Below are 23,338 nucleotides of genomic sequence, written 5' to 3'. Positions count from 1 at the left end.
GTGCACGCGAACCCTTCGCGCCGAGTGGTCTTACCATTTAATATAGTTCACCAGAGGCCCATCTCCAAGGCGCGAGCGGCCGCACGTTCTCGAAAGGATCGACATGACGAACAGCTACGCCATCGCGGTACTCCCCGGAGACGGAATCGGTCCGGAGGTCGTCGGGTGCGCGCTCGAGGTGCTCGACGCCGCGGAGGAACGATTCGGCTTCTCGACCGACCGCAGCACGTTCGCGGCTGGAGCGAACCACTACCTCGAGACCGGGGAGCTGTTCGACGCCGTCGAGGCGCAGCTCCGCGACAAGCAGGCGATCCTCTTCGGCTCCATGGGAGATCCGAGAGTCACCCCCGGCATCCTCGAGCGCGGCTTCATCCTCGAGATGCGCCAGCGCTTCCAGCAGGCGGCGAATGTGCGCCCGGTGCGGCTGTACCCGGGCGTTCCGACCCCGATCGCCGAGCTCACCCCGGAGCGCTGCGAGATGGTGATCGTGCGCGAGAACACCGAGGGCGCCTACGTCGGCCGCGGTTCGACCGTGCACGCCGGCACTCCCAACGCGGTCGCCATGCAGGAGTCGCTCAACACCCACGCCGGCATCGAACGCGTCGTCGACTTCGCGTTCCGCCTCGCACTCGGGCGCCGCAAGAAGCTGACGCTCTGCCACAAGACCAACATCCTCGTGGCTGCCGGGCAGCTCTGGCAGCAGGTGGTCGCCGAGGTGGGCGCCCGCTACCCCGAGGTGGAGGTCGACTACGTGCACGTCGACGCGATGTGCTTCCACCTGCCGCTCACCCCGGAGCGCTTCGACGTGGTCGTCACCGACAACCTCTTCGGGGACATCATCACCGACCTGGGCGCCGTGATCCAGGGCGGGCTCGGGGTCGCCACCAGCGCGAACCTCAACCTCGACGGCAGCGCCCCGAGCATGTTCGAGGCCATCCACGGATCGGCGCCCGACATCGCGGGCAAGGGGTGGGCGAACCCGGCCGGCGCGATCCTCTCGCTCGCACTCATGCTCGGCCATCTCGGCGAGGGCGAAGCGGCACGTGCGGTCGAGGCTGCGACCGTCGAGGTGCTCGGGTCGCTGCCGAGCCTGGCCGGTGCCGACATGGGAGCCTCGACCTCGGAACTCGGGTCGCGCATCGCGGCGATCGTGCGCGAGGGGCGCGCCGACACGGCACTCGTGCCCGACTCCCTCCTCGGGGTGCTCGCGGGCATGGCGCCGTCGCGGCTCGCCCGCTGACGCACGGCAGGGAGGGTCCCGCCCGCACCGATAGGGTGTGTGCGTGAGGAATGCGGATCGGGGAGGCAGAAGCCGCCTCTCCCGCACCCCGCCGCGCTGGGCCACGGTCGCAGCGCTCGCGTACGCGGGGCTCTGCTCCTCGTTCATGTTCACCCTCGTCGTTCCGCTCCAAGCCGAACTCCCGAGGCTGCTGGATGCCTCCCGCGAAGACACGTCATGGGTGGTCACCATCACGCTGCTCGTCGCCGCCATCGCGACGCCGATCTCGGGACGGCTCGGCGACCTCTTCGGCAAGAAGCGGGTCGTCCTCGTGCTGCTCGCCCTGCTCGTGGTCGGATCGGTGATCGCCGCGGTCGCCGGCTCGATCGTCGGCGTGATCATCGGTCGCGCATTGCAGGGCGCGGTGACGGGAGTGATTCCGCTCGGCATCGCGATCATGCGCGACGTGCTGCCGCCCGAGCGACTGAGCACCGCAGTGGCGCTGATGAGCGCGACCATGGGAGTCGGCGGCGCCGTCGGCATGCCGCTCGCCGCCTACCTCGCGATCAACGCCGACTGGCACGCGCTCTTCTGGCTCGCGGCCGGGCTCGGAGTGCTCGGGGTCCCGATGATCGCCTGGTGCGTTCCGGGCGACGTGCTGCGTTCCGGCGGTCGTCTCGACATCCTCGGAGCCTTCGGCCTCGCAGTCGGCCTCTCGGGGATTCTGCTCTTCGTTTCGCGCGGGGCGCAGTGGGGCTGGACCTCTCCCCTGACGCTCACGACCATCATCGGCGGCGTCGTCGTGCTGCTGCTCTGGGGCTGGTACCAGTTGCGAGCGAAGGATCCGCTGCTCGATCTCCGCGTCGCCGCTCGCCCCGCCGTGCTCTTCACGAATGTCGCGGCGATCGGCATGGGGTTCGCCCTGTTCTCCTCCAATGTCGCGTTCCCCCAGCTGCTCGAGCTGCCCGTCGCGTCGGGATCCGGCTTCGGTCTCGACATGATGCAGGCCGCGCTCATCGTGATGCCGGCCGGAATCGTGATGATGATCCTGTCCCCCCTCTCCGGCTGGCTCGAGCGCACCGTCGGCCCCAGGCCGCTGTTCACCGCCGGCACGGCCGCGATCGTGCTCGCGTACGTATTCGTGCTGCTCTGGTCGAGCGAGGTGTGGCACATCTTCGCGGCCAACCTCTTCATCGGCGTGGGCATCGGGTTCAGCTTCGCGGCGATGCCGATGATCATCATGCGGTCGGTGCCCGCGCATGAGACGGGAGCGTCGAACGGGCTCAACGCGCTGTTCCGGTCGGTCGGCACTTCGAGCGCGTCCGCGGTCATGGGCGGGGTGCTCGCCTCGATGACGATCGAGTTCAACGGGCAGTCAATCCCGAGCCGCGCCGCATTCGACGTCTGCTTCTGGCTGGCGATCGCCGCCGGCGTGATCGCGCTGGTGCTGTCGCTGCTGATCCCGCGGTCGGCGGGCGAGCAGCGCCCAGCCTTCCCGAACTGACGCGTCGCGACGCCCCTGTCAGTCCCGGCGAGGGGCTGGGGTCAGGTTCGCGGACGCCCACTTCCCCAGGTCGGCGAGCACCGGCACGAGCTGCTCGCCGCCGACGGTGAGCGCATACGACACCGAAACGGGCGGGCCGGGAGCGACGGTCCGGGAGACGAGCTTCGCCTCGGCGAGCTCCGCGAGGCGGTCGGAGAGCACCGCGTCGCTGATACCGGGGACCGCCCGGCGCACCTCCGCGAAGGCGAGTGGACCGTCGCCGAGGGCGTCGATGATCATGCCGTTCCAACGCTTCCCGAGGATCGAGAACGCGAGGCTGACGGCGGCGTCGCACTCGTGCCGATCGTGCTGCGGGGCTTCCATACCCACATTCTACGGTGCTACACTCGCCGAAGTCACTCTGAAAATATGAGCGACTCATAATCAATGAATCGGAGTCCGCATGACATTCTTCCGCCTGGATGCGAGCATCCTCCCCGCAACCTCCGCGAGCCGCGCGCTCGGCGACCGCGTCGAGCAGGAGTGGGTCGACTCTCATCCCGAGACGGACGTGGTGCGCCGCGACCTCGCCGCCGAGCCCGTCTCCGCCGAGGTGTGGCAGGCCGCCGTCACGGGCGGGTTCGTTCCCGAGAGCGAACGGAGCCCAGCGCAGCGCGACGCGATGGCATTCGCCACGACGCTCGCAGATGAACTCATCACGGCCGACGCGCTCCTCTTCACGGTCCCGCTCTACAACTTCGGCGTCTCGCAGCACTTCAAGACCTGGTTCGACGTCGCGTACACCGACCCGCGCATCAACCCCGAAGGCACCGCCCTGCAGGGCAAGCCGGCGACACTCGTCACCGTGCTCGGCGGAAACTACGGGCCCGGCACCCCGAAGGAGGGCTGGGATCACTCCACCCCGTGGCTGCGCCGAGTGCTCGAGGATGTGTGGGGCCTCGATCTGCGCATCGTCGAGCGGCCGTTCACCCTCGTCGGCGTGAACCCCGCACTCGACGCCTTCGCCGATCTGGCGGCGTCGCTCAAGGAGCAGGCCGAAGCAGACGCGACTCGTTCAGGCCGCGAGCTCGCGGAACTGCGGTCGCAGCGCTCCGCCTGACTCCGCCGGGAATGGGTTCCGCTCACCGCCGGTTGCACCTGCTGTGAACGACACCGGCCTCCTCGACAGCATCGTCATCGGTGCCGGGCAGGCCGGACTGTCGGCCTCGTTCCACCTGCAGCGGCTCGGCATCCGGCACCTGGTGCTCGACGCCGACCGCGAGCCGGGTGGTGCGTGGCAGCATCGCTGGGATGCGCTCACGATGCGAGACGTGCACGGCGTCGCTGAGCTTCCCGTTTCGCTTCCGCCCCCGCGCACCGAGGACCGGGCGAACGACGCCATTCCCGCTTACTTCACCGAGTACGAGCGGGAGCACGCACTGCCGGTGATCCGGCCCGCGCACGTCGACCGCGTGCAGAACGACGCGCAGGATCCCGAGACGCTCGTCGTCACCACCGGCGACCGGAGCCTGCGCTCGCGCACCCTCGTCAACGCCACGGGCACGTGGTCGCAGCCGTTCGTGCCGCGCTACCCTGGCATGGAGGCGTTCGCCGGCGAGCAGTTCCACACGGTCGGATATCCAGGACCCCAGCACTTCATCGGCAAGCGGACGCTCGTGGTCGGCGGCGGCGCTTCGGCGGTGCAGTTCCTGGGAGCGATCGCTCCGCTCACCGACACGATCTGGGTGACCAGGAGCGAGCCCGTGTGGCGCACCGACGATTTCACCCCGGAGGCCGGAGCCGCCTCCGTGGCGCTCGTCGAGCAGCGCGTCGCAGCCGGCCTGCCTCCGCAGAGCGTCGTGAGTGTCACCGGCCTCATGCTGCGCGAGCAGGAACGCGAGGCCGAGCGCCTCGGGGCGTATCGCGGGCGGCGGCCGATGTTCGCGAGCGTCGAGCGCGACGGGGTGCGGTGGGCCGACGGCACGTTCGAACGCGTTGACATCATTCTGTGGGCGACCGGGTTCCGCCCGGCCATCGCGCACCTCGCGCCGCTGCATCTGCGGAGCGCGGCCGGCGGCATCCAGCTCGATCGCGGCGGGCGCGGCACGACTGCGGCCGCCGACGCCCGCGTGCAGCTCGTCGGATACGGCCCGTCCGCGAGCACGATCGGAGCGAATCGGGCTGGCCGGTCGGCGGCCGCCGGTGTGCGGCGATATCTGCTGGGCAGCGCCCGAGCGGCCTGACCCGAGGCGCGGAGCCCGCTGGATCCCGTCGCGCTACGCGCTCTGGTCTCGCAGGCGCACGAGTCGCTCGTGCCCGGTCTCCTCGAGCTCCGCGACATCGGAGCGCGACTTCAAGAAGTCGGAGAAAGATCGGAACCCGAGCGCCTTCTCGTTGAACGACGGATCCATGCGGCGCATCTGCTGCTTGACCGCCGAACTGTACAGCCAGCCCGAGTCGTCCTTATCCTGGCTCAGCCAGAGCGCGCGGATCAGCAGGCCGGTGACCGCGATCTCCGCGTCCTCCCCCGACTCGATCGTGTCTCCCGGTTCGACTTCGGTGGCCGCCTCCGCAGCGGCCTCGAGCGCAGCCGCGAGGTCCTGCTCCACGGTGCCCCCGGTCTCGGCCTCGGCTGCTGGCTCGCTCGCCGCGGCACCCCGGCCGCCGCGGCCGCGCGACCGCTTGGGCTGGTCATCGCGCTGCGCGCGCTGAGCTGCGGGCGCGTGCGGCACGGTCTCGATGCCGGGGAGGGCGTCGTACGAGGCGAACTCGTCGCACGCGGCGGTCAGCGCCTTCGCGGTGGACCCTGCGACGCCGATGCCGACGACGTACCGGCCGAGCCGCTTGCAGCGCTGGGCGAGCGGCACGTAATCGGAGTCGCCCGCGACGATGATCACGTGGGTGAGGTCGTCGAGCCGGAACATGTCTTCCACGGTGTCGACCGCCAGTCGGATATCGGCGCCGTTCTTCGCATACGCGGCGGCCGGGAAGAGCTGCACCAGATCGACCGCGCGCGAGACGAGCTGCGTGCGGTACTCCGCGTTCATCGGCGCCGACCAGTCGGCGTACGCCCGCGTGAGCACGAGCGTGCCGAACGACGACGCGTAGTCGATGATCGCGCCCACATCGACCACAGCGGCGCGCAGGCGCTCGGCGATCTCGGGCTCGGACGGGTTCTCTGCGATGCGCTGGCGATCCCTCGCGAACGAATTGCGCCCGTGCACTCGGTCGTACCACGAGAGCACGATGTTATCGAAGTCGAGGTAGACCGCGACCCGGCCATTCTGAGTATCCGCCACGCCCCCAGTGTGGCACTGTTCGCTGAACACGCCAACGGCGAGAGACGGTTAGGCCTCGAGCGCCGCCGATGCCTGCGCACGCGCGCGCTTCGCCCGCACCCGCCGCACGAAGGGCCAGCACACGACCAGCACGCCGGTCGCGATGAGACTCGTCCACACCTGCGTGCGCCCCTCCTCCGTCGTGAGCATGATGATCAGCACGGCGACGATGGCCGCGATGAGCAGCAGATTCAGCCACGGGTGCAGCCACATCTTGAGCTTGAGACCCGCGACTTCCTCCGGGGTCATCTTCTGGCGCATGCGCATCTGCGTGAGTGCGATGAAGACGTAGACGAAGAGGGCGACGAGTCCGGCCGAGTTCATGATGAACGCGAAGACGCCGGAATCGGGAGCCGCGAAGTTCACGACGGTCGCGACGACTCCGCCGATGGTCGAGGCGAGCAGCGCGGCGACCGGCACGCCGTTCTTCGCCTTCTTCGCGACGAATCGGGGCGCGAAGCCCTGCTCCGCGAGGGAGGAGAACATGCGCGAGGCCGAGTAGAGCCCCGAGTTCAGCACGGAGATCACCGCGGTGAAGATGACCAGCTGCATCACGATCGCCGCCCCCGGAAGCCCGAAGAGCTCGAAGACATACGTGAAGGGCGCCGAGGCCACGTCGACCGGCTCCGGCAGCTCGTCCCAGGGAACGATCGTGGTGATGACGAGCACCGCGCCCACGAAGAAGAGCAGGATGCGCCAGATCACGGTGCTGGTCGCCTGACGGATGCCCTTGGCCGGATCCTCTGACTCCGCAGAGGCCATGACCGCGATCTCGGTGCCGAAGTACGAGAAGATGACGAGCGCGACGCCGGTGAAGGCGACGCCGAAGCCGTTGGGGGCGAAGCCGCCGTGCTCCCAGAGGTTCGGAATCGAGTAGGTCGCGTTCGGCCAGAGTCCGAAGGCGAAGAGCACACCGGCGCCGAGGAAGACGACGATCGCGAGCACCTTGACGCTCGCGAGCCAGAACTCGACCTCGCCGAAGGTGCGCACGGAGATCAGGTTGGTGCCGACGAAGATCGCGAGCAGGAGCAGCGACCCGACCCACGACGGCAGTGCCGGGAACCACCCGTGCAGGGTCTCGCCGCCGAGCACGGCCTCGTAGGCGAGCACGCCCACCCAGAAGTACCAGTACAGCCAGCCGACGAGGTAGGCGGCCCAGTCGCCCAGACCGACGCGCGCGTACTCCATGAACGAGCCGATCGCCGGCCGGGCCGCCGCCATCTCACCGAGCATGCGCATCGCGAGGAACACGAGGAGGCCGCCGATGAGGTACGAGAGCACGGCGGCCGGACCGACGGTGCGGATCACGTTTCCCGAACCGACGAAGAGGCTCGCGCCGATGATGCCGCCCAGCGTGATCATGGTGACGTGGCGCGGTCGGAGCTTCTTGTGCGCGAGCGGCACCGAGCCGGCAGCTGTCTCAGGTGAGATCGGCCGTGAGGGCCCGGACGCTGCGTGATGTGATTCGGAGTTCATTGCGTGGTGGAGTGCCTCACTGATTCGGGTTCCGCCCGCGGACCGGACTGGAAACAACCTGAGAATGCTAAGACAAAGTCGGCGCAATGGGAAATCGGTCGACGCGCTCCGGCGACCGGCCGGTTTGCGGAAGCGTATTTGAAATCGTATATTATTGCTGTTCAGGTGTGTCACCTCGCCGAATCCCGTCACAAAGGAGTGTTCGCATGTCACCAGCATCCGCATCAGGATCGCTGACCCCGACCGGTACGATCGCCACATCCAGCGATCGGCGTCGGGTCGCCTTCGCCACCGTCGTCGGCACCACCGTGGAGTGGTACGACTACTTCATCTACGCCTCGGCGGCAGGTCTCGTCTTCAGCCAGCTCTTCTTCGAACCGGCCGGCCCGGGCGTCGGCACGATCCTCGCCTTCCTCACCGTCGGCATCAGCTTCCTGTTCCGCCCCCTCGGCGCGTTCCTCGCCGGCCACTTCGGCGACCGCTTCGGCCGCCGCATCGTGCTCGTCGTCACACTGATCCTCATGGGCGCCGCCACCGTGCTCATCGGCCTCCTCCCGACCTACAGTCAGATCGGCATCGCGGCGCCGATCCTCCTCATCCTGCTCCGGATCCTGCAGGGCGTCTCCGCCGGCGGCGAGTGGGGCGGTGCTGTGCTCATGGCCGTCGAGCACGCTCCGCGCGACCGTCGCGGGCTCTACGGCGCCATGCCGCAGATCGGCGTGCCGATCGGCCTGCTTCTCGCGAGCGCGATGCTCGCGATCATGAACATCATCTTCCCCGGGGACGCCTTCCTCGACTGGGGCTGGCGCATCCCCTTCCTGTTCTCCATCGTCCTGATCCTCGTCGGCTACTGGGTGCGACGCCGGGTCGAGGAGAGCCCCGTGTTCACCGAGATCGCCGAACGCAAGGAGCAGACAGGCGCCCCCATCGTCAAACTGTTCGCGCGCTTCACGCCGCTCGTGATCCTCGCCGCACTCGTCTTCGCCGGCAACAACGCGGTGGGGTACATGACGACCGGCGGATACGTGCAGAACTACGCGACGAACCCCGAGGGCCCCGTCGGCCTCGACCGCGGCGACGTGCTCTGGGCCGTGACCGCCTCATCGGTCACGTGGCTCATCTCGACATTCATCGCGGGGTGGATCTGCGACCGCATTGGCCGTCGCACCACGTACATCTTCGGCTGGATCCTGCAGGGCGCCGCGCTTTTCGCGCTGTTCCCGCTCGTGAACACCGCGAACCCGGTACTGCTCGCGTCGGGGCTCATGCTGCTGACGGTCGGACTCGGCTTCACCTACGGCCCCCAGTCGGCCTGGTACTCCGAGATGTTCCCCGCCTCCGTGCGGTTCTCGGGCGTCTCGATCTCGTACGCGATCGGCGCGATTCTCGGCGGCGCGTTCGCTCCGACCATCGCCGCCTGGCTGCAGCAGACCACGGGAACGTCGACCTCGGTCACGCTCTACCTGGTCGGCATGACCGTGATCGGCCTCATCGCCACGCTGCTGCTGCGCGACCGCAAGGGCATCTCGCTGCGGCCAGGCGACGAGGAGGAGCAGCGCGAGGGCATCTACATCTGGGGGCCGGCGAGCGCGCCGAAGCCGTGATCCGCGCACGAGCGGGGTCACTTCGGGAGGGTGTCGCAGCTCTTGCAGCGCCCGACACCCTCCCGAACTGACCCCGCTTGCGGAGAGCGGCGGGCGGGGCGGGCGCGGCGGGGCGGCGGGGCGGCGGGGCGCACCGCCCGCGCCTACGAGCGGCGACGACTGAGGAGCGTCGCCGCTCCGGCTGCGAGCACGAGGATCGCGAGCAGCCAGGCGAGCGCCACCCAGATCTCGGCTCCGATCGGCTCCCCAGCGAACAGCGCCCGCAGCGTATCGACGATCGCCGTCACGGGCTGATGCTGCGCGAACCAGGCCACCGGCCCCGGCATCGAATCGGTCGGCACGAACGCCGAACTGACGAACGGCAGAAAGATCAACGGGTAGCTGAACGCGCTCGCGCCGTCGACCGATCGCGCGGTGAGCCCTGCGACGACGGCGATCCAGGTGAGTGCGAGCGTGAAGAGCGCGATGATGCCGACGGCGCCGAGCCACGCACCGAATGAGGCGCTCGTGCGAAACCCCATGAGCAGTGCGACGCCCACCACCACGGCCACCGATACGAGATTCGCGAGCATCGAGGTCAGCACGTGCGCCCAGAGCGCGCTCGAACGGGCGATCGGCATCGACCTGAAACGCTCGAAGATGCCGCTCTGCCGATCGAGGAAGAGCCGGTATGCGGTGTATGCGACCCCGGAGGCGACCGTGATGAGCAGGATCCCCGGCAGCATGTAGTCGATGTACGCCCCTGCGCCGGCGATGCGGATCGCTCCGCCGAGCACGTAGACGAACAGCAGCATGAGGGCGACGGGCGTCACGACCGTCGTGATGATTGTGTCCGGGCTGCGCAGTACGTGCCGCAGCGAACGACCGGTGAGCGCGCCGGCATCGGCGAGCGCGTGCGCGGTCATGAGTCCGCCCCCGCTCCGGCAACCGGCTCGGACGCGTTCGAGACGAGTGCGAGGAAGATGTCTTCGAGCGTCGGCTCCGGCTCGATGAGCACGGGCTGCCGTCTCGGCAGGAGCGATCTGAGCTCGGCCAGGGTGCCCTGACGCGCGATGCGCCCCTCGTGCAGGATCGCGATGCGATCGGCGAGATGCTCCGCCTCGTCGAGGTACTGCGTCGTCAGCAGCACCGTGGTGCCCGCCGCCACGAGCTCACGGACGAGGTACCACACCTCGATGCGCGACTGCGGGTCGAGGCCCGTGGTCGGCTCGTCGAGGAGGAGGATCGGAGGATCGCCGACCAGGCTCATGGCGATGTCGAGTCGCCGTCGCATCCCGCCCGAGTACTCCCCCGCCCGCCGGTCCCCGGCCTCGTCGAGCGAGAACCTGCGCAACATCTCGTCGGCGACCTGCGCCGGCCGATCCACATGGCGGAGCCGAGCGACGAGATGCAGATTCTCGCGACCGGTCAGCACCTCATCGACCGCGGCGAACTGACCCGTGAGGCTGATCGCCCGCCGCACGGACTCCGGCTCACCCGCCACATCGCGCTCGAGCACGGTCGCGGTGCCGGAGTCCGGCTGCAGCAGGGTGGCGAGAATGCGGATCAGCGTGGTCTTCCCCGCCCCGTTCGATCCGAGCAGGGCGAAGACCGTGCCGACTTCGACATCGAAGTCGACGCCGCGCAGCACGGGAGTGGTGCCGAAGGACTTCGCGATCCCGCGCACGCTCAACGCCGCGGATCGCTGCAGAGTCGTGTTCATGATCGCTACCGACGATCGCCCGTGGACTCGGCTGCGGCGACCGCAGTGCGCAGGCGCGCCCGCTCCTTGTCGATCCACTGCTTGTCGGAGTACGCGGCGGCGAACGTCTCGGCAAACTCCACCGGATCGTCGCCGATGATGTCGCGCACCGAGGCGCCGTCGAGCGCTGCGCGTTCCCACAGGTCCGCGTGGTCCGCGACCATTGCGGTGAGCACCGATCCGTCGCTGATCATGCCGTAGTACAGGAAGTAGCGCTGCAACGCTCGGGCGACGTCCGAGTACGGCGCGGGCAGCGCCTCGATGCGTGCTGTCGCGGCCTTGTACTGCTTCTTCTCTTCGAGAGAGCCCGTGAGCGTCTCGATCCATTTCGCGGTCATGCGTGTACTCCATTCGTGCGGACATCAGGGTTCGTGCCGGGCGCCGAATTCGCGCCGGGCGCAGGGGTGGGTTGGGTTCCGGGGTTCGCCGGAGCGCGCAGTGCGTCGATGTGCGCGGCGAGAAAGTCCCAAGACTCCCAGAACTCCGCGAGCCGTGCCCGCCCCGCATCGCCGAGCGAGTACACCTTGCGCGGCGGGCCTTTCTCCGAGGGCACCTTCTCGACCGAGACGAGCCCCTTCTGCTCGATGCGCACGAGCAGGGCGTAGATCGTGCCCTCGGCGATGTCATCGAAGCCGCGTTCTCGCAGGGACGCGGTGATCTCGTATCCGTACGCCGAGCGCTCCGCGAGTATCGCGAGCACGATCCCCTCGAGGGTGCCCTTCAGCATCTCGGTCATCTGCGTGGCCATGCGCCGCCCCTAGCTACTCTGTGTTACTGACTACAGCTAGAGAGTAACACTAGGTACCGCTACTCGGCAACACTCACTACCGCTTCTTTTCGGTCGGGGTCACTTGCGGAGCGTGTCGCCCCGCGAAGGGCGCTCGACACACTCCGCAAGTGACCCCGACCGCGGGGACGGGGACGGGGACGGGGACGTTGCAGATCTCGCCCGAGCTCATGACGCGGCGCGGCGCAGGCGCGTCACAGGCGCGTCACGGGCGCGACACAGGCGCGAGTGGGCGCCTGAGGCTCAGGAGGTGACGTGCTCCAAGCGGTAGCCCATGCCGGCCTCCGTGATGAGGTGGACGGGGTTGGCTGGATCAGCCTCGATCTTCTTCCGCAGCTGCGACAGGTAGAGCCTGAGATACCCCGTGTCTTCGATGTGCTCGGAACCCCAGATGGAGGTGAGCAGCGTCTGCCGCGTCACGAGACGGCCCGGGTTGCGGATCAGCAGCTCCAGAACCTGCCACTCGGTCGGGGTGAGTCTGATCTGCTGCTCCCCCTCCGGCGAAGAGCGGGTGACGCTTCTCGCTGCGAGGTCGACCGTGACGTCGCCGAGCCGCACCACGGGCACCGCTGCATCGCGCACCACGCGTCGCGAGAGCGCTCGGATGCGAGCCAGCAGTTCCTCGATGGCGAACGGCTTCGTCACGTAGTCGTCGGCGCCGGCGTCGAGCGCGTCGACCTTGTCGGCGGCGCCCGCCCGACCTGACACCACGAGAATCGGCGCCTGCGACCATCCCCGGATCGCCTCGATCACTTCGATGCCGTTGAGCATGGGCATGCCGAGGTCGAGCAGGAAGAGGTCTGGGCGATGGTCGATCGCCGCCGCGATCGCCTGGGCGCCGTCTGCGGCGACGAACACGTCGTATCCCTTCGCGGTGAGCGTGATGCGCAGCGCGCGCAAGATCTGCGGATCGTCGTCGGCGATGAGGATCTTCATCAGCTGAGGTCTCCAGACGGTGCGGAATCGGACACTGGCACGGCGGGCGTCACTGGGAGCGAGACCACCATGGTGAGACCCCCGCCCGGCGTGTCTTCGGGCAGCAGCGTGCCGTGCATCGAGTCGACGAACCCGCGCGACAGGGCGAGCCCGAGTCCCAGCCCAGTCGAGTTGTCGGTATCGCCGAGGCGTTGGAACGGTACGAAGATGTCGTCGTACTTCTCCGCTGCGATGCCCGGCCCGTGGTCGATGATGCGGATCTCGAGGCGATCGGCGAAGGTGCTCGTGGTGACGAGCACGCGCTCTCCCGCGGGGCTGTAGCGCGACGCGTTCGCGAGCAGATTCACCAGAACGCGCTGCAGCAGCACGGGATCGGCCTGCACCGAGGCGTCCCCGTGCTGCAGCGCGAGCGACACCTCGTTCGGCCCCATCCCGAGTTCGTCGAGCGCGGGGGCGATCACGGATTCCGGGTCGGTCGAGGCGACGCGGATCGACAGCGCCCCGGCTTGGATGCGCGTGACGTCGAGCAGGTCGGTGACGAGGGCGCCGAGCCCGTCGAGGCTCTCGGCCGCGGTGTCGAGGAGTTCCCGGCGGTCGTCGGCGCTCAGGGAGATGCCGGCCGCTCGGAGCCCTCCGATGGCGGCGGTCGCGGCGGCGAGCGGGCGGCGCAGGTCATGGCTGAGCGCTGAGAGCAGGGCGCCGCGCACGCGGTCGGACGCCGCGATCGGCTCGATCTCGCGCGCCGTGCGCTCGAGCCGGCGATGTTCGAGCGCCGCCGAGAGCTGCGATGCGACGACGGTGAGCAGACGGCGCTCGGAGGCGGCCAACTCGGCGCCGCTGAGCTCGAGCGTCGCGTCGGCTCCGACGGGGATCTCGATGCCGTCGCGGGAGGGCGTCGTCGGCTGTCCGGATGCGGCGAGCTCGGCGCCCGTCGCATCGACGAGACGTGCGGCGCGGAGCCCGAACGCCTCCCGCGTGCGATCGACCAGGGCCTGCAGCGCGTCGTCGCCGCGCAGCACGCTGCCGGCGATGGTCTGGATGAGCTCCGCTTCGGCGGCCGACCTGCGCGCCGCACGCGTGTACCTCGCCGCGCGGTCGACGATCACGCTCACGAGCACCGCGATGACCACGTACAGCGCGACCGCGAGCAGGTGGAGCGGCTCGTGGATGTGCACGGCGTACAGGGGCTCGATGAAGAAGAAGTCGAGCGTGAGACCGGAGAGCACCGCCGCGAAGAGCGCCGGCCAGATGCCTCCGACGAGCGCCACGAGCACGACGAGCAGCTGATAGCTGAGCACGTCGCTCGTGATCGAGTCGTCGCTGCGCACCGAGGCGAGCAGCCACGTGAGCAGCGGGCCGCCGACGATCGCGAGTGCGAAGCCGAGCAGTCTGCGCCGCGCGGTGAGCGCTCCGGTGCGGCGCGGCAGGGCGAGGCGGCGCACGCCTTCGGCGTGGTTCACCATGTGCACGTCGATGTCGCCCGATTCTCGCACCACGGTGGCACCGATCCCCGGCCCCGTCAGCGCCGCAGCGGCACGACCACGCCGGCTCGCGCCGAGCACGAGCTGGGTCGCGTTCACGGAGCGCGCGAACTCGACGAGCGCTGTCGGCACATCCTCGCCGATCACCTGGTGGTAGGTGCCGCCGAGTTTCTCGACGAGGGCCCGCTGCTGGGTGAGCGCGGCGGGGTGCTCCGTGCGCAGCCCGTCCTGGCTCGAGACATGCACCGCGAGCAGCTCGCCGCCGGCCGAGCGCGCGGCGATCCTGGCCCCGCGTCGGAGCAGGGTCTCCCCCTCGGGCCCTCCCGTGAGCGCGACGACGACCCGCTCGCGCGCCTCCCAGGTGCTGCTGATGCCGTGCTCGGCACGGTATCCCTTGAGCGCCTGGTCGACTTCATCGGCCAGCCACAGCAGCGCGAGCTCGCGCAGTGCGGTGAGGTTGCCGATGCGGAAGTAGTTGGAGAGCGCCGCGTCGATGCGTTCGGCCGGGTAGACGGTGCCGCTCGCGAGCCGGTCGCGCAGGGCCTGCGGGGCGAGATCGACGACCTCGATCTGGTCCGCGCCGCGGAGAAAGCGGTCGGGCACGGTCTCGCGCTGCGGGGCGCCGGTGATCTGCTCCACCACGTCGTTCAACGATTCGATGTGTTGGATGTTGAGTGTCGAGATGACGTCGATTCCGGCTGCGAGCAGCACGTCGACGTCCTGCCAGCGCTTCTCGTGCGCGCCGCCGGGCGCGTTCGTGTGCGCGAGCTCATCGACCAGGGCGACGGTCGGATGCCGTTCGAGCACGGCATCGAGATCCATCTCCTCCAGGGCGACCCCGCGGTGCGTCACGGTCGTGCGCGCCACCTCTGGAAGTCCGTCGGCCATGGCTGCGGTCGCCGCGCGCCCGTGCGTCTCGACGAAAGCGATCGCCACGTCGACGCCGTCGGCCCGGATTCGCCTGGCCTCCTCGAGCATGGCGAACGTCTTGCCGACACCGGGGGCGGCGCCGAGCAGCACGCGGAGACGCCCCCGTTTCGTCATCGTCACTCCTCGGATTCGCCGGACGACCCGCTGGGCTTCGCGTCCTGCTGCTCATCGAGCTGCGATTCGGTTGCCGGTGCGGGGTGCGCGGCGTCGAGCGCCACGTTGAGCTCCAGGATATTGACTCGTGGCTGTCCGAGGAATCCGAGATCCGCCGAACTCGTGTGCTCCGCGACGATCGATCGCACGTCGGCCGCATCGAGGCCTCGTGCTGCGGCGACCCGGTCCACCTGGATCTGCGCGTACGCGGAGCTGATGTGCGGGTCGAGGCCGGAGGCCGACGCGGTGACGGCGTCGGCGGGAACCGCAGCTTCGGAGACGCCGTTGAAGTCGGCGATCTCGGTGCGTCGCTCTTCGATCGCGGCGATGAGGTCGGCGTGTTCCGGGCCGAGGTTCGACCCGGAGGACGCGGCGCCGTCGTATCCGTCGCCCGCTGCCGAAGGTCGGGGCTGGAAGTACTCGGCCGACGGCGCGCCGTCGTCGTCGGCGAACGGCTGTCCGAGGAGCGATGATCCGACGACGTCGCCGCTCGGTCCGGTGACGAGCGACCCTGCGGCTTGCGCGGGTGCGACCAGGTGCGCGACGCCCGTGATGAGCAGCGGGTACGCGATGCCGAGGGCGAGTGTGCAGAGGGCCATTGCGCGGAGCGCGACGCCGAGCGTGCGGATCAGCGGACGACCGGGGAGACGAGTGCGTGCGTGCATGCGAGTCGCCTTTCTGTGAGGTGCGGAGCGGTGGGATGGGAGCGGGGTCGTCGCATGTCAGAACCCGGGGATCAGGCGGACGACCTGATCGATGAGCCAGATGCCCGCGAACGGGGTGATGAGCCCGCCGAGGCCGTAGATCGCGAGGTTTCGTCCGAGGATCTGCGAGGCGTTTCCGGCGCGGAAGCGGACTCCGCGCAGTGCGAGCGGGATGAGGAACACGATCACGATGGCGTTGAAGATGATCGCCGAGAGCACCGCCGAGGCCGGCGAGTGCAGCCCCATGATGTTGAGCACTGCGAGTTGCGGGAACACGCCCATGAACATCGCCGGGATGATGGCGAAGTACTTGGCGACGTCGTTCGCGATCGAGAATGTCGTGAGCGCGCCGCGAGTGATGAGGAGTTGCTTGCCGATGCGCACGATGTCGATGAGTTTCGACGGGTCGGAGTCGAGGTCGACCATGTTGCCGGCCTCTTTCGCCGCTGAGGTGCCCGTGTTCATCGCGACCCCGACATCGGCTTGAGCGAGCGCCGGCGCGTCGTTCGTGCCGTCGCCGGTCATCGCGACCAGGTTGCCGCCCTCCTGCTCCTTGCGGATGTAGGCGAGCTTGTCTTCTGGGGTCGCTTCCGCGAGGAAGTCGTCGACGCCGGCCTCGCGGGCGATGGCGGCTGCGGTGAGCGGATTGTCACCGGTGATCATGACGGTCCGGATCCCCATCGCCCTGAGTTCCTCGAACTTCGCGGGGAGGCCCTCCTTGACGACGTCCTTCAGGTGGACGACGCCCAGGATCCGCGCCGGGCCGCCGGGGCGCTGCTCGGCGACGACCAGGGGCGTGCCGCCGCTCTGAGAGACCTCGGCGACGCGCTGCTCCAGTTCGACGCGCACCGGCTCGGGAACGCTGTTCGGGGCCCCCGCACCGTTCGACTCCCCCGATTCCTCGGCCGCCTCGACCCAGGCGAGGATCGCCGACCCGGCACCCTTGCGGATCCGCGTGCCGTCGGGCAGGTCCAGCCCAGACATGCGGGTCTGTGCGGTGAAGGGCACGATCTCGCCCGACGGCGACCGGTCGAAGCGTCCGCCTTCCGCGTCGGCGAGTTCCACGATCGAGACCCCCTCGGGTGTGGGATCAGCGAGCGACGACAGTGCGGCCGCGTCGATGAGCTCGTGCTCGCGCACTCCGTCGAGTCGCAGGAACGCGCTCGCGCGGCGGTTGCCGTAGGTGATCGTCCCCGTCTTGTCGAGCAGCAGCGTCGTCACGTCGCCCGCCGCCTCGACCGCGCGCCCCGACATGGCGAGCACGTTGCGCTGCACGAGGCGATCCATCCCCGCGATCCCGATGGCGCTCAGCAGGGCGCCGATCGTCGTCGGAATCAGGCACACCAGCAGTGCGACGAGCACGGTCACGCTGACCGGCGCCGCGGCGTAGCTCGCGATCGGGTTCAGGGTGAGCGCCACGACCACGAAGATGATCGAGAGACTCGCGAGGAGGATGTTCAGGGCGACCTCGTTCGGCGTCTTCTGACGGGCTGCGCCCTCGACCAGCGCGATCATGCGGTCGACGAAGGTCTCGCCCGGCATCGACGTGATGCGCACGACGACGCGATCGGAGAGCACTCGCGTGCCGCCGGTGACCGCCGATCGGTCGCCGCCGGACTCGCGCACCACGGGGGCCGATTCGCCGGTGATCGCCGATTCGTCGACCGAGGCGATCCCCCAGACGATGTCGCCGTCACCCGGGATCAGCTCGCCGGCCTGCACGACGACGTGGTCGCCGAGACGCAGATCCGAAGAGGCGACCGGCTCCAGCTCGGCGCGCTGCGCCGCCGCGTCGCCGGTGTCGTCGTAGTGCGCGATGCGCTGGGCAGTGGTGGTCGACCGGGTCTGACGCAGCGAATCCGCCTGCGCCTTCCCGCGCCCCTCGGCGACGGATTCGGCGAGATTGGCGAACAGCACCGTCACCCACAGCCAGAGGGCGATCGCCCAGGTGAAGGCGCCTGGCACCGGGGAACCGCCCGAGTCCTGCGGTCCGCCGAGGAGGGGCTCCGCCACGGCGAGCACCGTGGTGAGCACCGCCCCGACCCACACGATGAACATCACGGGGTTGCGCCACTGCTGGCGGGGGTCGAGTTTTCGGAGAGCGCCGGGAAGTGCGGCGCGGAGCATGGCGATCATGACATCAGCCCTTCAGCCAGGGGACCCAGCGCGAGAACGGGAAAGAAGGTGAGTGCGGTGACGAGCACGGTCACCGCGGTGAGCATGCCGATGAACAGCGGCCGGTGGGTGGGCAGTGTGCCGGCAGTGGTCGGCACACGATCCTGCGCCGCCAGCGAACCGGCGAGCGCGAGCACGAGCACGATCGGCACGAAGCGGCCGAGCAGCATCGCGACGCCGAGGGCGCTGTTCATCCAGGGCGTGTTCGCGGTGAGTCCGGCGAACGCCGAGCCGTTGTTGTTCGCCGCGGAGGTGAATGCGTAGAGCACTTCGGAGAGGCCGTGCGTCCCGGGATTCCAGATCGACGTCGAGACGACGTCGTCGCGCACCCCCGGCAGCGCGAAGCTCAGCGCTGTGCCTGCGAGCACCAGTGTCGGCGTGACGAGGATGTACATGGCCCCGAGCTTGATCTCGCGAGTGCCGATCTTCTTGCCGAGGTACTCCGGCGTGCGGCCGATGAGCAGGCCGGCGATGAAGACGGTGATGATGGCGAGCACGAGAATGGCGTAGAGCCCCGATCCGACGCCGCCTGGCGACACCTCGCCGAGCATCATGTTCAGCATCGGCAGCATCCCGCCGAGCGCGGTGTACGAGTCGTGCATCGAGTTCACGGCCCCCGTCGACGTTCCCGTGCTGGTCGTCGCGAACAGCGTCGACCCCACGATGCCGAAGCGCCACTCCTTGCCCTCGAGGGCGCCGCCGGCGAGCTCGGGCGCCGTTCCGCGACCCGCGCTCTCGAGCAGTGTGAGGATGGTGAAGGATGCGAGGTACAGCACACCCATCACGCTCACGATCGCGACGCCCTGGCGAGTATCGCCGACCATGCGCCCGAATGCTCGCGGCATGCTGAACGGGATCAGCAGCATGAGCACGATCTGCACCAGACTGGTCCACGGCGTCGGGTTCTCGAACGGATGGGCCGAGTTGGCGTTGAAGAATCCGCCGCCGTTCGTTCCGAGGAGCTTGATCGCCTCCTGGGAGGCGACGGGGCCGCCGGGAATGCTCTGCGTCGCCCCGGTGAGCGTCGTCACATCGGTGAATCCGGCGAAGTTCTGCACGACGCCGCCCAGCGCGAGCACGACGGCGGCGAGCGTCGCCAGGGGCAGCAGCACGCGGACCGTGCCGCGGGTGAGGTCGACCCAGAAGTTCCCGATCGTGCCGGAGCGGCGCGCGGCGAAACCGCGCACGAGCGCGATCGCGACCGCCATGCCGACGGCGGCCGAGACGAAGTTCTGCACGGCGAGGCCCGCGATCTGCACGGCGTATCCCAGCGTCTGCTCGGGCGAGTACGACTGCCAGTTCGTGTTGGTGACGAACGACGCCGCCGTGTTGAACGAGAGGTGCTCCGACGGCGCGGGGAGACCGAGGGCGTAGGGCAGCCACGGCTGCAGCCGCTGCAGCGCGTACACGATGAGCACGCCGACGGCGGAGATGACGAGCACGCCGCGCAGGTAGGCGCGCCAGGTCTGCTCGGTCTGTCCGTCGACCCCGATGATGCGGTAGATGATCCGTTCGACGCGCCAGTGCTTCCGAGACGTGTAGGTCCAGGCGAGGTAGTCGCCGAACGGCCGGTAGAGGGCGACGAGCACGAGTGCGACGGTCGCGATCGATGCGAGCGCCAGGAGCGCGGTGGTGGTGGCCATCAGAATCGCTCGGGTTTCACGAGCGCGACGATGAGGTACGCGAGTGCGCCGAGGGCCAGCACGGCGGCGAGCAGATCGAAGACGATCACAGTCGTTCCACCGCCTTGCCCAGCACGCCGATGAGCGCGAAGACCGCGATCATGCCCAGTACGGTGACCAGATCCAACACGGGATCTCCAATCGAGAAGCGCCGACCGATGCTCCGGCCGGGGGCCCGTCCATCGGGCTCATCTCCTGATCGAACACCCGCGGCGCGGGGTGCCGGGCGATCCTCACGGAATCCATACGGCGTTCGCGCGGATGCTGACGCAACGCTCACGGGCGGTGCGAGCAAATTCGGGATCGGGCCCGATCTCGGGGCGGTGCGCGGTCAGCGGGAGCCCCGAAGTCGGCGCCGGCTTAGCGGACGGGCGGCGTCGCGACGATTCCGTGCATGACTTGGTCGACGATGCCGCGCAGGCGCTGTTCGCTGTGCACCGTGCCGGTGAGCGCCGCATACGCGGTGATCGCGATGAGATGATCGGCGAGCAGGATCGCGTCGACGCCCTCTCGCAGCGCGCCGTGCGCGGCGGCGCGCTCGATGAGCTGCTGCACCCAGTCGCGGATCGGAGCCGCGAGGCGCTCATTGAGCGCCGCCCCGACGGCCGGGTCTGAGGCGGTGACGGCGATCAGCGCGCGAGCCACTCCGAGGCCCTCGGTTTGCTGGAGCTGTCGCGAGGAGGCCGTGAGCCAGGCGAGCAGATCGTTCGCGAGGTCGGGGGCGTCGTCGCCTGCTGCAGTCGGTCGCGGGAGGGATGCCGGCAGTACCCCTGCTACGAGCGCCTCACCCAGAATGGCCGCCTTCGTCGGCCACCAGCGATAGATCGTCTGCTTCGAGACCTCCGCGTCGGCTGCGAGCTGCTCGATGGTGAGCGCCTCGTACCCCGCACCGGCGACCGCCCGACGCATCGCGGCGAGCACCGCCTGGCGGGCGGATTCACTACGAGGTCTCGGCACGCAATCAGGCTACCCGGGTGTAACGTGTTTCATTAGTGGACGCACCGTTGCGAAACATGCTTCGCGCGGCTCCCCTCGCGCCCGCTCCCACCGAAGGAGACATCATGGCACTCACCGCTCAGTCCAGCATCGGCGATTGGCTCGCAGATCCGACGGGAGGCGAGCTCGTGCGCGGGCTCCTCGCGCAGTCCGGGGCAGACCCCGACTCGCTGGCCCCCGTGCTCGGGCTCCCCCTCCAGCAGCTCGTCGTCCTCAGCCAGGGCGCGATGCCGCAGTCGGTCGTCGACGACCTGGTGCGCGCGGCGAACGGCGGGGAGATGCCCGATGCGCCCGCGGCGACCGGGTGGAGCGAGCGCGTCACCCCCGGCAGATTCGACGGCAAGACGGTCATCGTGACCGGCGCAGCGTCGGGCATCGGCAAGGCGACGGCTTCGCGCATCGCACGGGAGGGCGGCCGCATCATCGCCTGCGACATCGCGGCCGAGAAGCTCGACGCACTCGTCGCGGAACTGCCCGCAGCCGACATCGTCGCTGTCGCTGGCGACCTCACGCAGCAGGACGCGATCGACCGCGTGATCGCAGCGGCGGGCCAACGGATCGACGGGCTCGCGAATGTCGCCGGCATCAACGACGACTTCTCGCCGGCGGGCGAGACGCCCGACGCGGTCTGGGATCGGGTGATCGCGATCAATCTCACGGCGCCGTTCAAGCTGATTCGCGCGGTACTGCCGGCGATGGAGGCTGCCGGGCACGGCGCGATCCTGAACGTGGCGAGCGAGGCCGCGCTGCGTGGAAACGCTTCGGGCAACGCCTACACGGCGAGCAAGCACGGCATCGTGGGCGTCACGAAATCGGCGGCGTTCATGTACGGGCCGAAGGGCATCCGCGTGAACGCAGTCGCCCCCGGCGGTGTCGCCACGGGCATCCCGATGCCGCCGAACATGTCGGAGGAGGGCTCCGCTCGACTGGCCCCGTTCCAGCAGACCATTCCCACCATCGCCACGGCCGAGCACCTCGCCGCATCGATCACGTTCCTGCTCTCCGACGACGCGGTGAACATCAACGGCGCGATCCTCGCATCGGATGGGGGCTGGTCGGTGCAGTAGGCACGAGCCGGGTCAGCCAGAAGCCTGCCGCAGCTGCTCGACGAGCGCGGCGACGCGTTTCACCCGCGTCTCCGCCCGCACGGCGGTGACGATCGGGTGGAGGGCGCTGTAGCGCGCGCTCCGGCTCAGCGCGTCGAAGGCGGCCCGCGCGGCCGGCTCGGCGGCGAGCGCGCTCGTGAGCTCCTCGGGTTCGACCATGCTCGCGGACCCGGCGTAGGCGCGCTCCCAGCGCCCGTCGGCCTGCGCCCGCGCCACTTCCGCCCGCCCGCGCGGGCGCAGCAGCCCCTCGCTGTCGAGCCGGGCGATGATGTCGACGTTCCGCTTCGACCACATCGAGCGGGCTCGCCGCGGAGTGAAGCGCTGCTGAAACGTCGCGGCGTCGCGCGACTGTTTCTGGCCGTCGATCCACCCGCTGCAGAGCGCCACTTCGAGCGCCTCCTGGTAGCTCAGCGACGTCGGCGCGGTGGTGCCTTTCTTGGCGAGCACCACCCATCCGCCGTCGTGCGCGTCTTCGTGGACTTCGAGCCAGGCGCGCCACGCCGCCGCGTCCGCGAAGATGAGCGGCTCGGCAGCAGCGTCACTCTCCGACATCGAGAATCACCTTGCCGAGATGGCCGCCCGCGCGGAGCACCTCATGCGCCCGTGCGGCGTCCGCGAGCGGCACGCGGGCGTGCACGGGCAGCGTGACTTCGCCGTTCTCGAGCAGCGGCCAGACGAGCTCTGCCGTCCGCTCGAGGATCCGCTGCTTGTCGTGCGGCTCGCGCGAGCGGACGGTGGTGCCGATGACTCGGGCGCGCTTGCCCAGCAGGGTTCCGACGTTCAGCTCGCCGGTCGCGCCTCCCATCGTGCCGATGATGACGAGCCGCCCGAACTCGCGCAGCATGGCGACGTTGTCGTTCAAGGCAGGGCCGCCGATCACGTCGAGGATGATGTCCGCTCCGCCCGCCTCGCGAACCGCTGCCACCACGTCGGTCGTGTGCCGGTTCCACGCTTCGCTCGCTCCGAGTCGTCGCACCTCGTCGACGGCCGCGTCCGATCCGACCGTCGTCAGCACGCGTGCTCCGAGGGCGCTCGCGAACTGGATCGCGAAGGTGCCGATGCCGCCCGTGCCGCCGTGGATCAGCACGGTCTGGGGCTCGGGGGCCGCTCCCCCGTCGCCGCCAGCGGGCTCCGCCCGCAATCCGCCCTCGATCACGAGGTTCGACACCACGGTCGCCGCCACCTCGATGATGCCGCCGGCCTCCGCGAGCGAGAGCGCCGGCGGCGCCGGCAGCACCTGCGCTTCTGGCACGGCGACGACCTCCGCGTATCCCCCGCCCGCGAGCAGCGCGACGACGGCCTCTCCCGTGTCGCGGCGGCGCCCGGACACTTCGAGCCCCGGCAGTTCGGAGGCTCCGGGCGGGGGCGGGTACTGGCCGGCCGCCTGGGCGACGTCGGCGCGATTCACCCCCGCGGCGACGACGTCGATGAGGATCTCGCCGTCGCCTGCTGCCGGTTCGGGCACGTCGGCGAGTTCGAGCCGGTGATCTGCTGTGATGACGATGGCGCGCATGCCTCAACGCTAGA

23 protein-coding genes are annotated in these 23,338 nt (G+C 69.4%); 6 read left to right on the top strand and 17 right to left on the bottom strand.

The window, feature by feature from the left end; all coding sequences use genetic code 11:
- The first annotated feature begins 103 nt into the window (after positions 1-103).
- Entirely contained in the window at positions 104-1,240 is a 1,137-nt protein-coding gene (locus WFH23_RS10260; RefSeq protein WP_200331309.1) for a 3-isopropylmalate dehydrogenase, read from the top strand.
- A gap of 43 nt (positions 1,241-1,283) precedes the next feature.
- Positions 1,284-2,723 (top strand): MFS transporter, encoded by a 1,440-nt coding sequence (locus tag WFH23_RS10255; protein WP_090151448.1) that lies wholly within the window; start codon positions 1,284-1,286, stop codon positions 2,721-2,723.
- Positions 2,724-2,741: 18 nt separating this feature from the next.
- Here WFH23_RS10255 and WFH23_RS10250 read toward each other — a convergent pair whose 3' ends face one another.
- Positions 2,742-3,086 carry a winged helix-turn-helix transcriptional regulator gene (locus tag WFH23_RS10250; protein WP_090151080.1) on the bottom strand — a complete coding sequence of 115 codons (345 nt, stop codon included), beginning with the start codon at positions 3,084-3,086 and terminating at the stop codon, positions 2,742-2,744.
- Positions 3,087-3,165: 79 nt separating this feature from the next.
- Between WFH23_RS10250 and WFH23_RS10245 the strand changes: the two genes are divergently transcribed.
- Together WFH23_RS10245 and WFH23_RS10240 are read left to right on the top strand one after the other, a co-directional pair.
- Positions 3,166-3,822, top strand: a complete 657-nt coding sequence (locus tag WFH23_RS10245; RefSeq protein WP_336662450.1) for an FMN-dependent NADH-azoreductase — start codon at positions 3,166-3,168, stop codon at positions 3,820-3,822.
- A gap of 43 nt (positions 3,823-3,865) precedes the next feature.
- A complete protein-coding gene (locus tag WFH23_RS10240) occupies positions 3,866-4,945 on the top strand; it encodes a flavin-containing monooxygenase (RefSeq protein ID WP_336662449.1) in 1,080 nt (359 codons plus the stop codon).
- 33 nt (positions 4,946-4,978) lie between these two features.
- Here the strand turns inward: WFH23_RS10240 and WFH23_RS10235 are convergent, their stop codons facing one another.
- Positions 4,979-6,001 carry an NYN domain-containing protein gene (locus WFH23_RS10235; protein ID WP_336662448.1) on the bottom strand — a complete coding sequence of 341 codons (1,023 nt, stop codon included), beginning with the start codon at positions 5,999-6,001 and terminating at the stop codon, positions 4,979-4,981.
- Between the two features lie 48 nt (positions 6,002-6,049).
- Entirely contained in the window at positions 6,050-7,516 is a 1,467-nt protein-coding gene (locus tag WFH23_RS10230) for an amino acid permease (RefSeq protein ID WP_336662447.1), read from the bottom strand.
- Between the two features lie 206 nt (positions 7,517-7,722).
- Here WFH23_RS10230 and WFH23_RS10225 point away from each other — a divergent pair, with 206 nt between their 5' ends.
- Positions 7,723-9,120: an MFS transporter gene (locus WFH23_RS10225; protein ID WP_336662446.1), complete on the top strand. Its 1,398-nt coding sequence runs from the start codon at positions 7,723-7,725 to the stop codon at positions 9,118-9,120.
- A 143-nt stretch (positions 9,121-9,263) separates the two neighbouring features.
- Here the strand turns inward: WFH23_RS10225 and WFH23_RS10220 are convergent, their stop codons facing one another.
- From WFH23_RS10220 to WFH23_RS10165, 12 genes are all read right to left on the bottom strand, one after another.
- The gene (locus WFH23_RS10220) at positions 9,264-10,025 is read right to left on the bottom strand and encodes an ABC transporter permease (protein ID WP_336662445.1); all 762 of its coding nucleotides are present in this window, start codon (positions 10,023-10,025) and stop codon (positions 9,264-9,266) included.
- Entirely contained in the window at positions 10,022-10,822 is an 801-nt protein-coding gene (locus WFH23_RS10215) for an ABC transporter ATP-binding protein (protein ID WP_336662444.1), read from the bottom strand. The genes WFH23_RS10220 and WFH23_RS10215 overlap by 4 nt, the downstream gene beginning before the upstream one ends.
- A 5-nt stretch (positions 10,823-10,827) precedes the next feature.
- On the bottom strand, positions 10,828-11,199 hold the full coding sequence (locus tag WFH23_RS10210; protein WP_090151105.1) for a DUF1048 domain-containing protein: 372 nt from the start codon (positions 11,197-11,199) through the stop codon (positions 10,828-10,830).
- Positions 11,196-11,609, bottom strand: a complete 414-nt coding sequence (locus WFH23_RS10205; RefSeq protein WP_336662443.1) for a PadR family transcriptional regulator — start codon at positions 11,607-11,609, stop codon at positions 11,196-11,198. Before WFH23_RS10205 ends, WFH23_RS10210 begins: the two co-directional genes overlap by 4 nt.
- Positions 11,610-11,891: 282 nt before the next feature.
- A complete protein-coding gene (locus WFH23_RS10200) occupies positions 11,892-12,584 on the bottom strand; it encodes a response regulator (protein ID WP_090151107.1) in 693 nt (230 codons plus the stop codon).
- Complete coding sequence (locus WFH23_RS10195) at positions 12,584-15,109, bottom strand: DUF4118 domain-containing protein (protein WP_090151110.1); 2,526 nt, start codon at positions 15,107-15,109, stop codon at positions 12,584-12,586. Before WFH23_RS10195 ends, WFH23_RS10200 begins: the two co-directional genes overlap by 1 nt.
- Before the next feature lie 2 nt (positions 15,110-15,111).
- Positions 15,112-15,813 carry a potassium-transporting ATPase subunit KdpC gene (gene kdpC / locus WFH23_RS10190; protein ID WP_336662442.1) on the bottom strand — a complete coding sequence of 234 codons (702 nt, stop codon included), beginning with the start codon at positions 15,811-15,813 and terminating at the stop codon, positions 15,112-15,114.
- 57 nt (positions 15,814-15,870) lie between these two features.
- Entirely contained in the window at positions 15,871-17,988 is a 2,118-nt protein-coding gene (gene kdpB / locus WFH23_RS10185; protein WP_336662441.1) for a potassium-transporting ATPase subunit KdpB, read from the bottom strand.
- Positions 17,985-19,670: a potassium-transporting ATPase subunit KdpA gene (kdpA, locus tag WFH23_RS10180; RefSeq protein ID WP_336662440.1), complete on the bottom strand. Its 1,686-nt coding sequence runs from the start codon at positions 19,668-19,670 to the stop codon at positions 17,985-17,987. Before kdpA ends, kdpB begins: the two co-directional genes overlap by 4 nt.
- Positions 19,670-19,759 carry a potassium-transporting ATPase subunit F gene (locus tag WFH23_RS10175; protein ID WP_336662439.1) on the bottom strand — a complete coding sequence of 30 codons (90 nt, stop codon included), beginning with the start codon at positions 19,757-19,759 and terminating at the stop codon, positions 19,670-19,672. Before WFH23_RS10175 ends, kdpA begins: the two co-directional genes overlap by 1 nt.
- Positions 19,756-19,989 carry a hypothetical protein gene (locus tag WFH23_RS10170; RefSeq protein WP_211648912.1) on the bottom strand — a complete coding sequence of 78 codons (234 nt, stop codon included), beginning with the start codon at positions 19,987-19,989 and terminating at the stop codon, positions 19,756-19,758. Before WFH23_RS10170 ends, WFH23_RS10175 begins: the two co-directional genes overlap by 4 nt.
- Before the next feature lie 80 nt (positions 19,990-20,069).
- Entirely contained in the window at positions 20,070-20,666 is a 597-nt protein-coding gene (locus WFH23_RS10165) for a TetR/AcrR family transcriptional regulator (protein ID WP_336662437.1), read from the bottom strand.
- 104 nt (positions 20,667-20,770) lie between these two features.
- On the opposite strand from WFH23_RS10165, the gene WFH23_RS10160 reads away from it, so the two are divergent.
- The gene (locus tag WFH23_RS10160; protein WP_200331283.1) at positions 20,771-21,772 is read left to right on the top strand and encodes an SDR family NAD(P)-dependent oxidoreductase; all 1,002 of its coding nucleotides are present in this window, start codon (positions 20,771-20,773) and stop codon (positions 21,770-21,772) included.
- Positions 21,773-21,784: 12 nt separating this feature from the next.
- Here WFH23_RS10160 and WFH23_RS10155 read toward each other — a convergent pair whose 3' ends face one another.
- The gene (locus tag WFH23_RS10155; protein ID WP_336662436.1) at positions 21,785-22,363 is read right to left on the bottom strand and encodes a YdeI/OmpD-associated family protein; all 579 of its coding nucleotides are present in this window, start codon (positions 22,361-22,363) and stop codon (positions 21,785-21,787) included.
- Positions 22,350-23,324 (bottom strand): zinc-binding dehydrogenase, encoded by a 975-nt coding sequence (locus WFH23_RS10150; protein ID WP_336662435.1) that lies wholly within the window; start codon positions 23,322-23,324, stop codon positions 22,350-22,352. Before WFH23_RS10150 ends, WFH23_RS10155 begins: the two co-directional genes overlap by 14 nt.
- Positions 23,325-23,338 lie beyond the last annotated feature (14 nt).

Origin of the sequence: Leucobacter sp. USHLN154, from assembly GCF_037145595.1 — a bacterium.
In the GTDB taxonomy this organism is placed as follows: Bacteria; Actinomycetota; Actinomycetes; order Actinomycetales; family Microbacteriaceae; genus Leucobacter; species Leucobacter alluvii.
Note: the sequence above shows the minus strand (reverse complement) of the source record. Positions and strands in the feature narration are given on the sequence as shown.

Excerpts from the sequence above, each read along its gene's own strand:
- WFH23_RS10220 (WP_336662445.1), bottom strand. The coding sequence starts at position 10,025 with ATGACCGCGCACGCGCTCGCCGATGCCGGCGCGCTCACCGGTCGTTCG.
- WFH23_RS10260 (WP_200331309.1), top strand. The coding sequence starts at position 104 with ATGACGAACAGCTACGCCATCGCGGTACTCCCCGGAGACGGAATCGGT.
- kdpC (WP_336662442.1), bottom strand. The coding sequence starts at position 15,813 with ATGCACGCACGCACTCGTCTCCCCGGTCGTCCGCTGATCCGCACGCTC.
- WFH23_RS10155 (WP_336662436.1), bottom strand. The coding sequence starts at position 22,363 with ATGTCGGAGAGTGACGCTGCTGCCGAGCCGCTCATCTTCGCGGACGCG.
- WFH23_RS10225 (WP_336662446.1), top strand. The coding sequence starts at position 7,723 with ATGTCACCAGCATCCGCATCAGGATCGCTGACCCCGACCGGTACGATC.
- WFH23_RS10250 (WP_090151080.1), bottom strand. The coding sequence starts at position 3,086 with ATGGAAGCCCCGCAGCACGATCGGCACGAGTGCGACGCCGCCGTCAGC.
- WFH23_RS10215 (WP_336662444.1), bottom strand. The coding sequence starts at position 10,822 with ATGAACACGACTCTGCAGCGATCCGCGGCGTTGAGCGTGCGCGGGATC.
- WFH23_RS10230 (WP_336662447.1), bottom strand. The coding sequence starts at position 7,516 with ATGAACTCCGAATCACATCACGCAGCGTCCGGGCCCTCACGGCCGATC.
- kdpA (WP_336662440.1), bottom strand. The coding sequence starts at position 19,670 with ATGGCCACCACCACCGCGCTCCTGGCGCTCGCATCGATCGCGACCGTC.
- kdpB (WP_336662441.1), bottom strand. The coding sequence starts at position 17,988 with ATGATCGCCATGCTCCGCGCCGCACTTCCCGGCGCTCTCCGAAAACTC.
- WFH23_RS10210 (WP_090151105.1), bottom strand. The coding sequence starts at position 11,199 with ATGACCGCGAAATGGATCGAGACGCTCACGGGCTCTCTCGAAGAGAAG.
- WFH23_RS10195 (WP_090151110.1), bottom strand. The coding sequence starts at position 15,109 with ATGACGAAACGGGGGCGTCTCCGCGTGCTGCTCGGCGCCGCCCCCGGT.
- WFH23_RS10205 (WP_336662443.1), bottom strand. The coding sequence starts at position 11,609 with ATGGCCACGCAGATGACCGAGATGCTGAAGGGCACCCTCGAGGGGATC.
- WFH23_RS10150 (WP_336662435.1), bottom strand. The coding sequence starts at position 23,324 with ATGCGCGCCATCGTCATCACAGCAGATCACCGGCTCGAACTCGCCGAC.
- WFH23_RS10200 (WP_090151107.1), bottom strand. The coding sequence starts at position 12,584 with ATGAAGATCCTCATCGCCGACGACGATCCGCAGATCTTGCGCGCGCTG.
- WFH23_RS10245 (WP_336662450.1), top strand. The coding sequence starts at position 3,166 with ATGACATTCTTCCGCCTGGATGCGAGCATCCTCCCCGCAACCTCCGCG.
- WFH23_RS10160 (WP_200331283.1), top strand. The coding sequence starts at position 20,771 with ATGGCACTCACCGCTCAGTCCAGCATCGGCGATTGGCTCGCAGATCCG.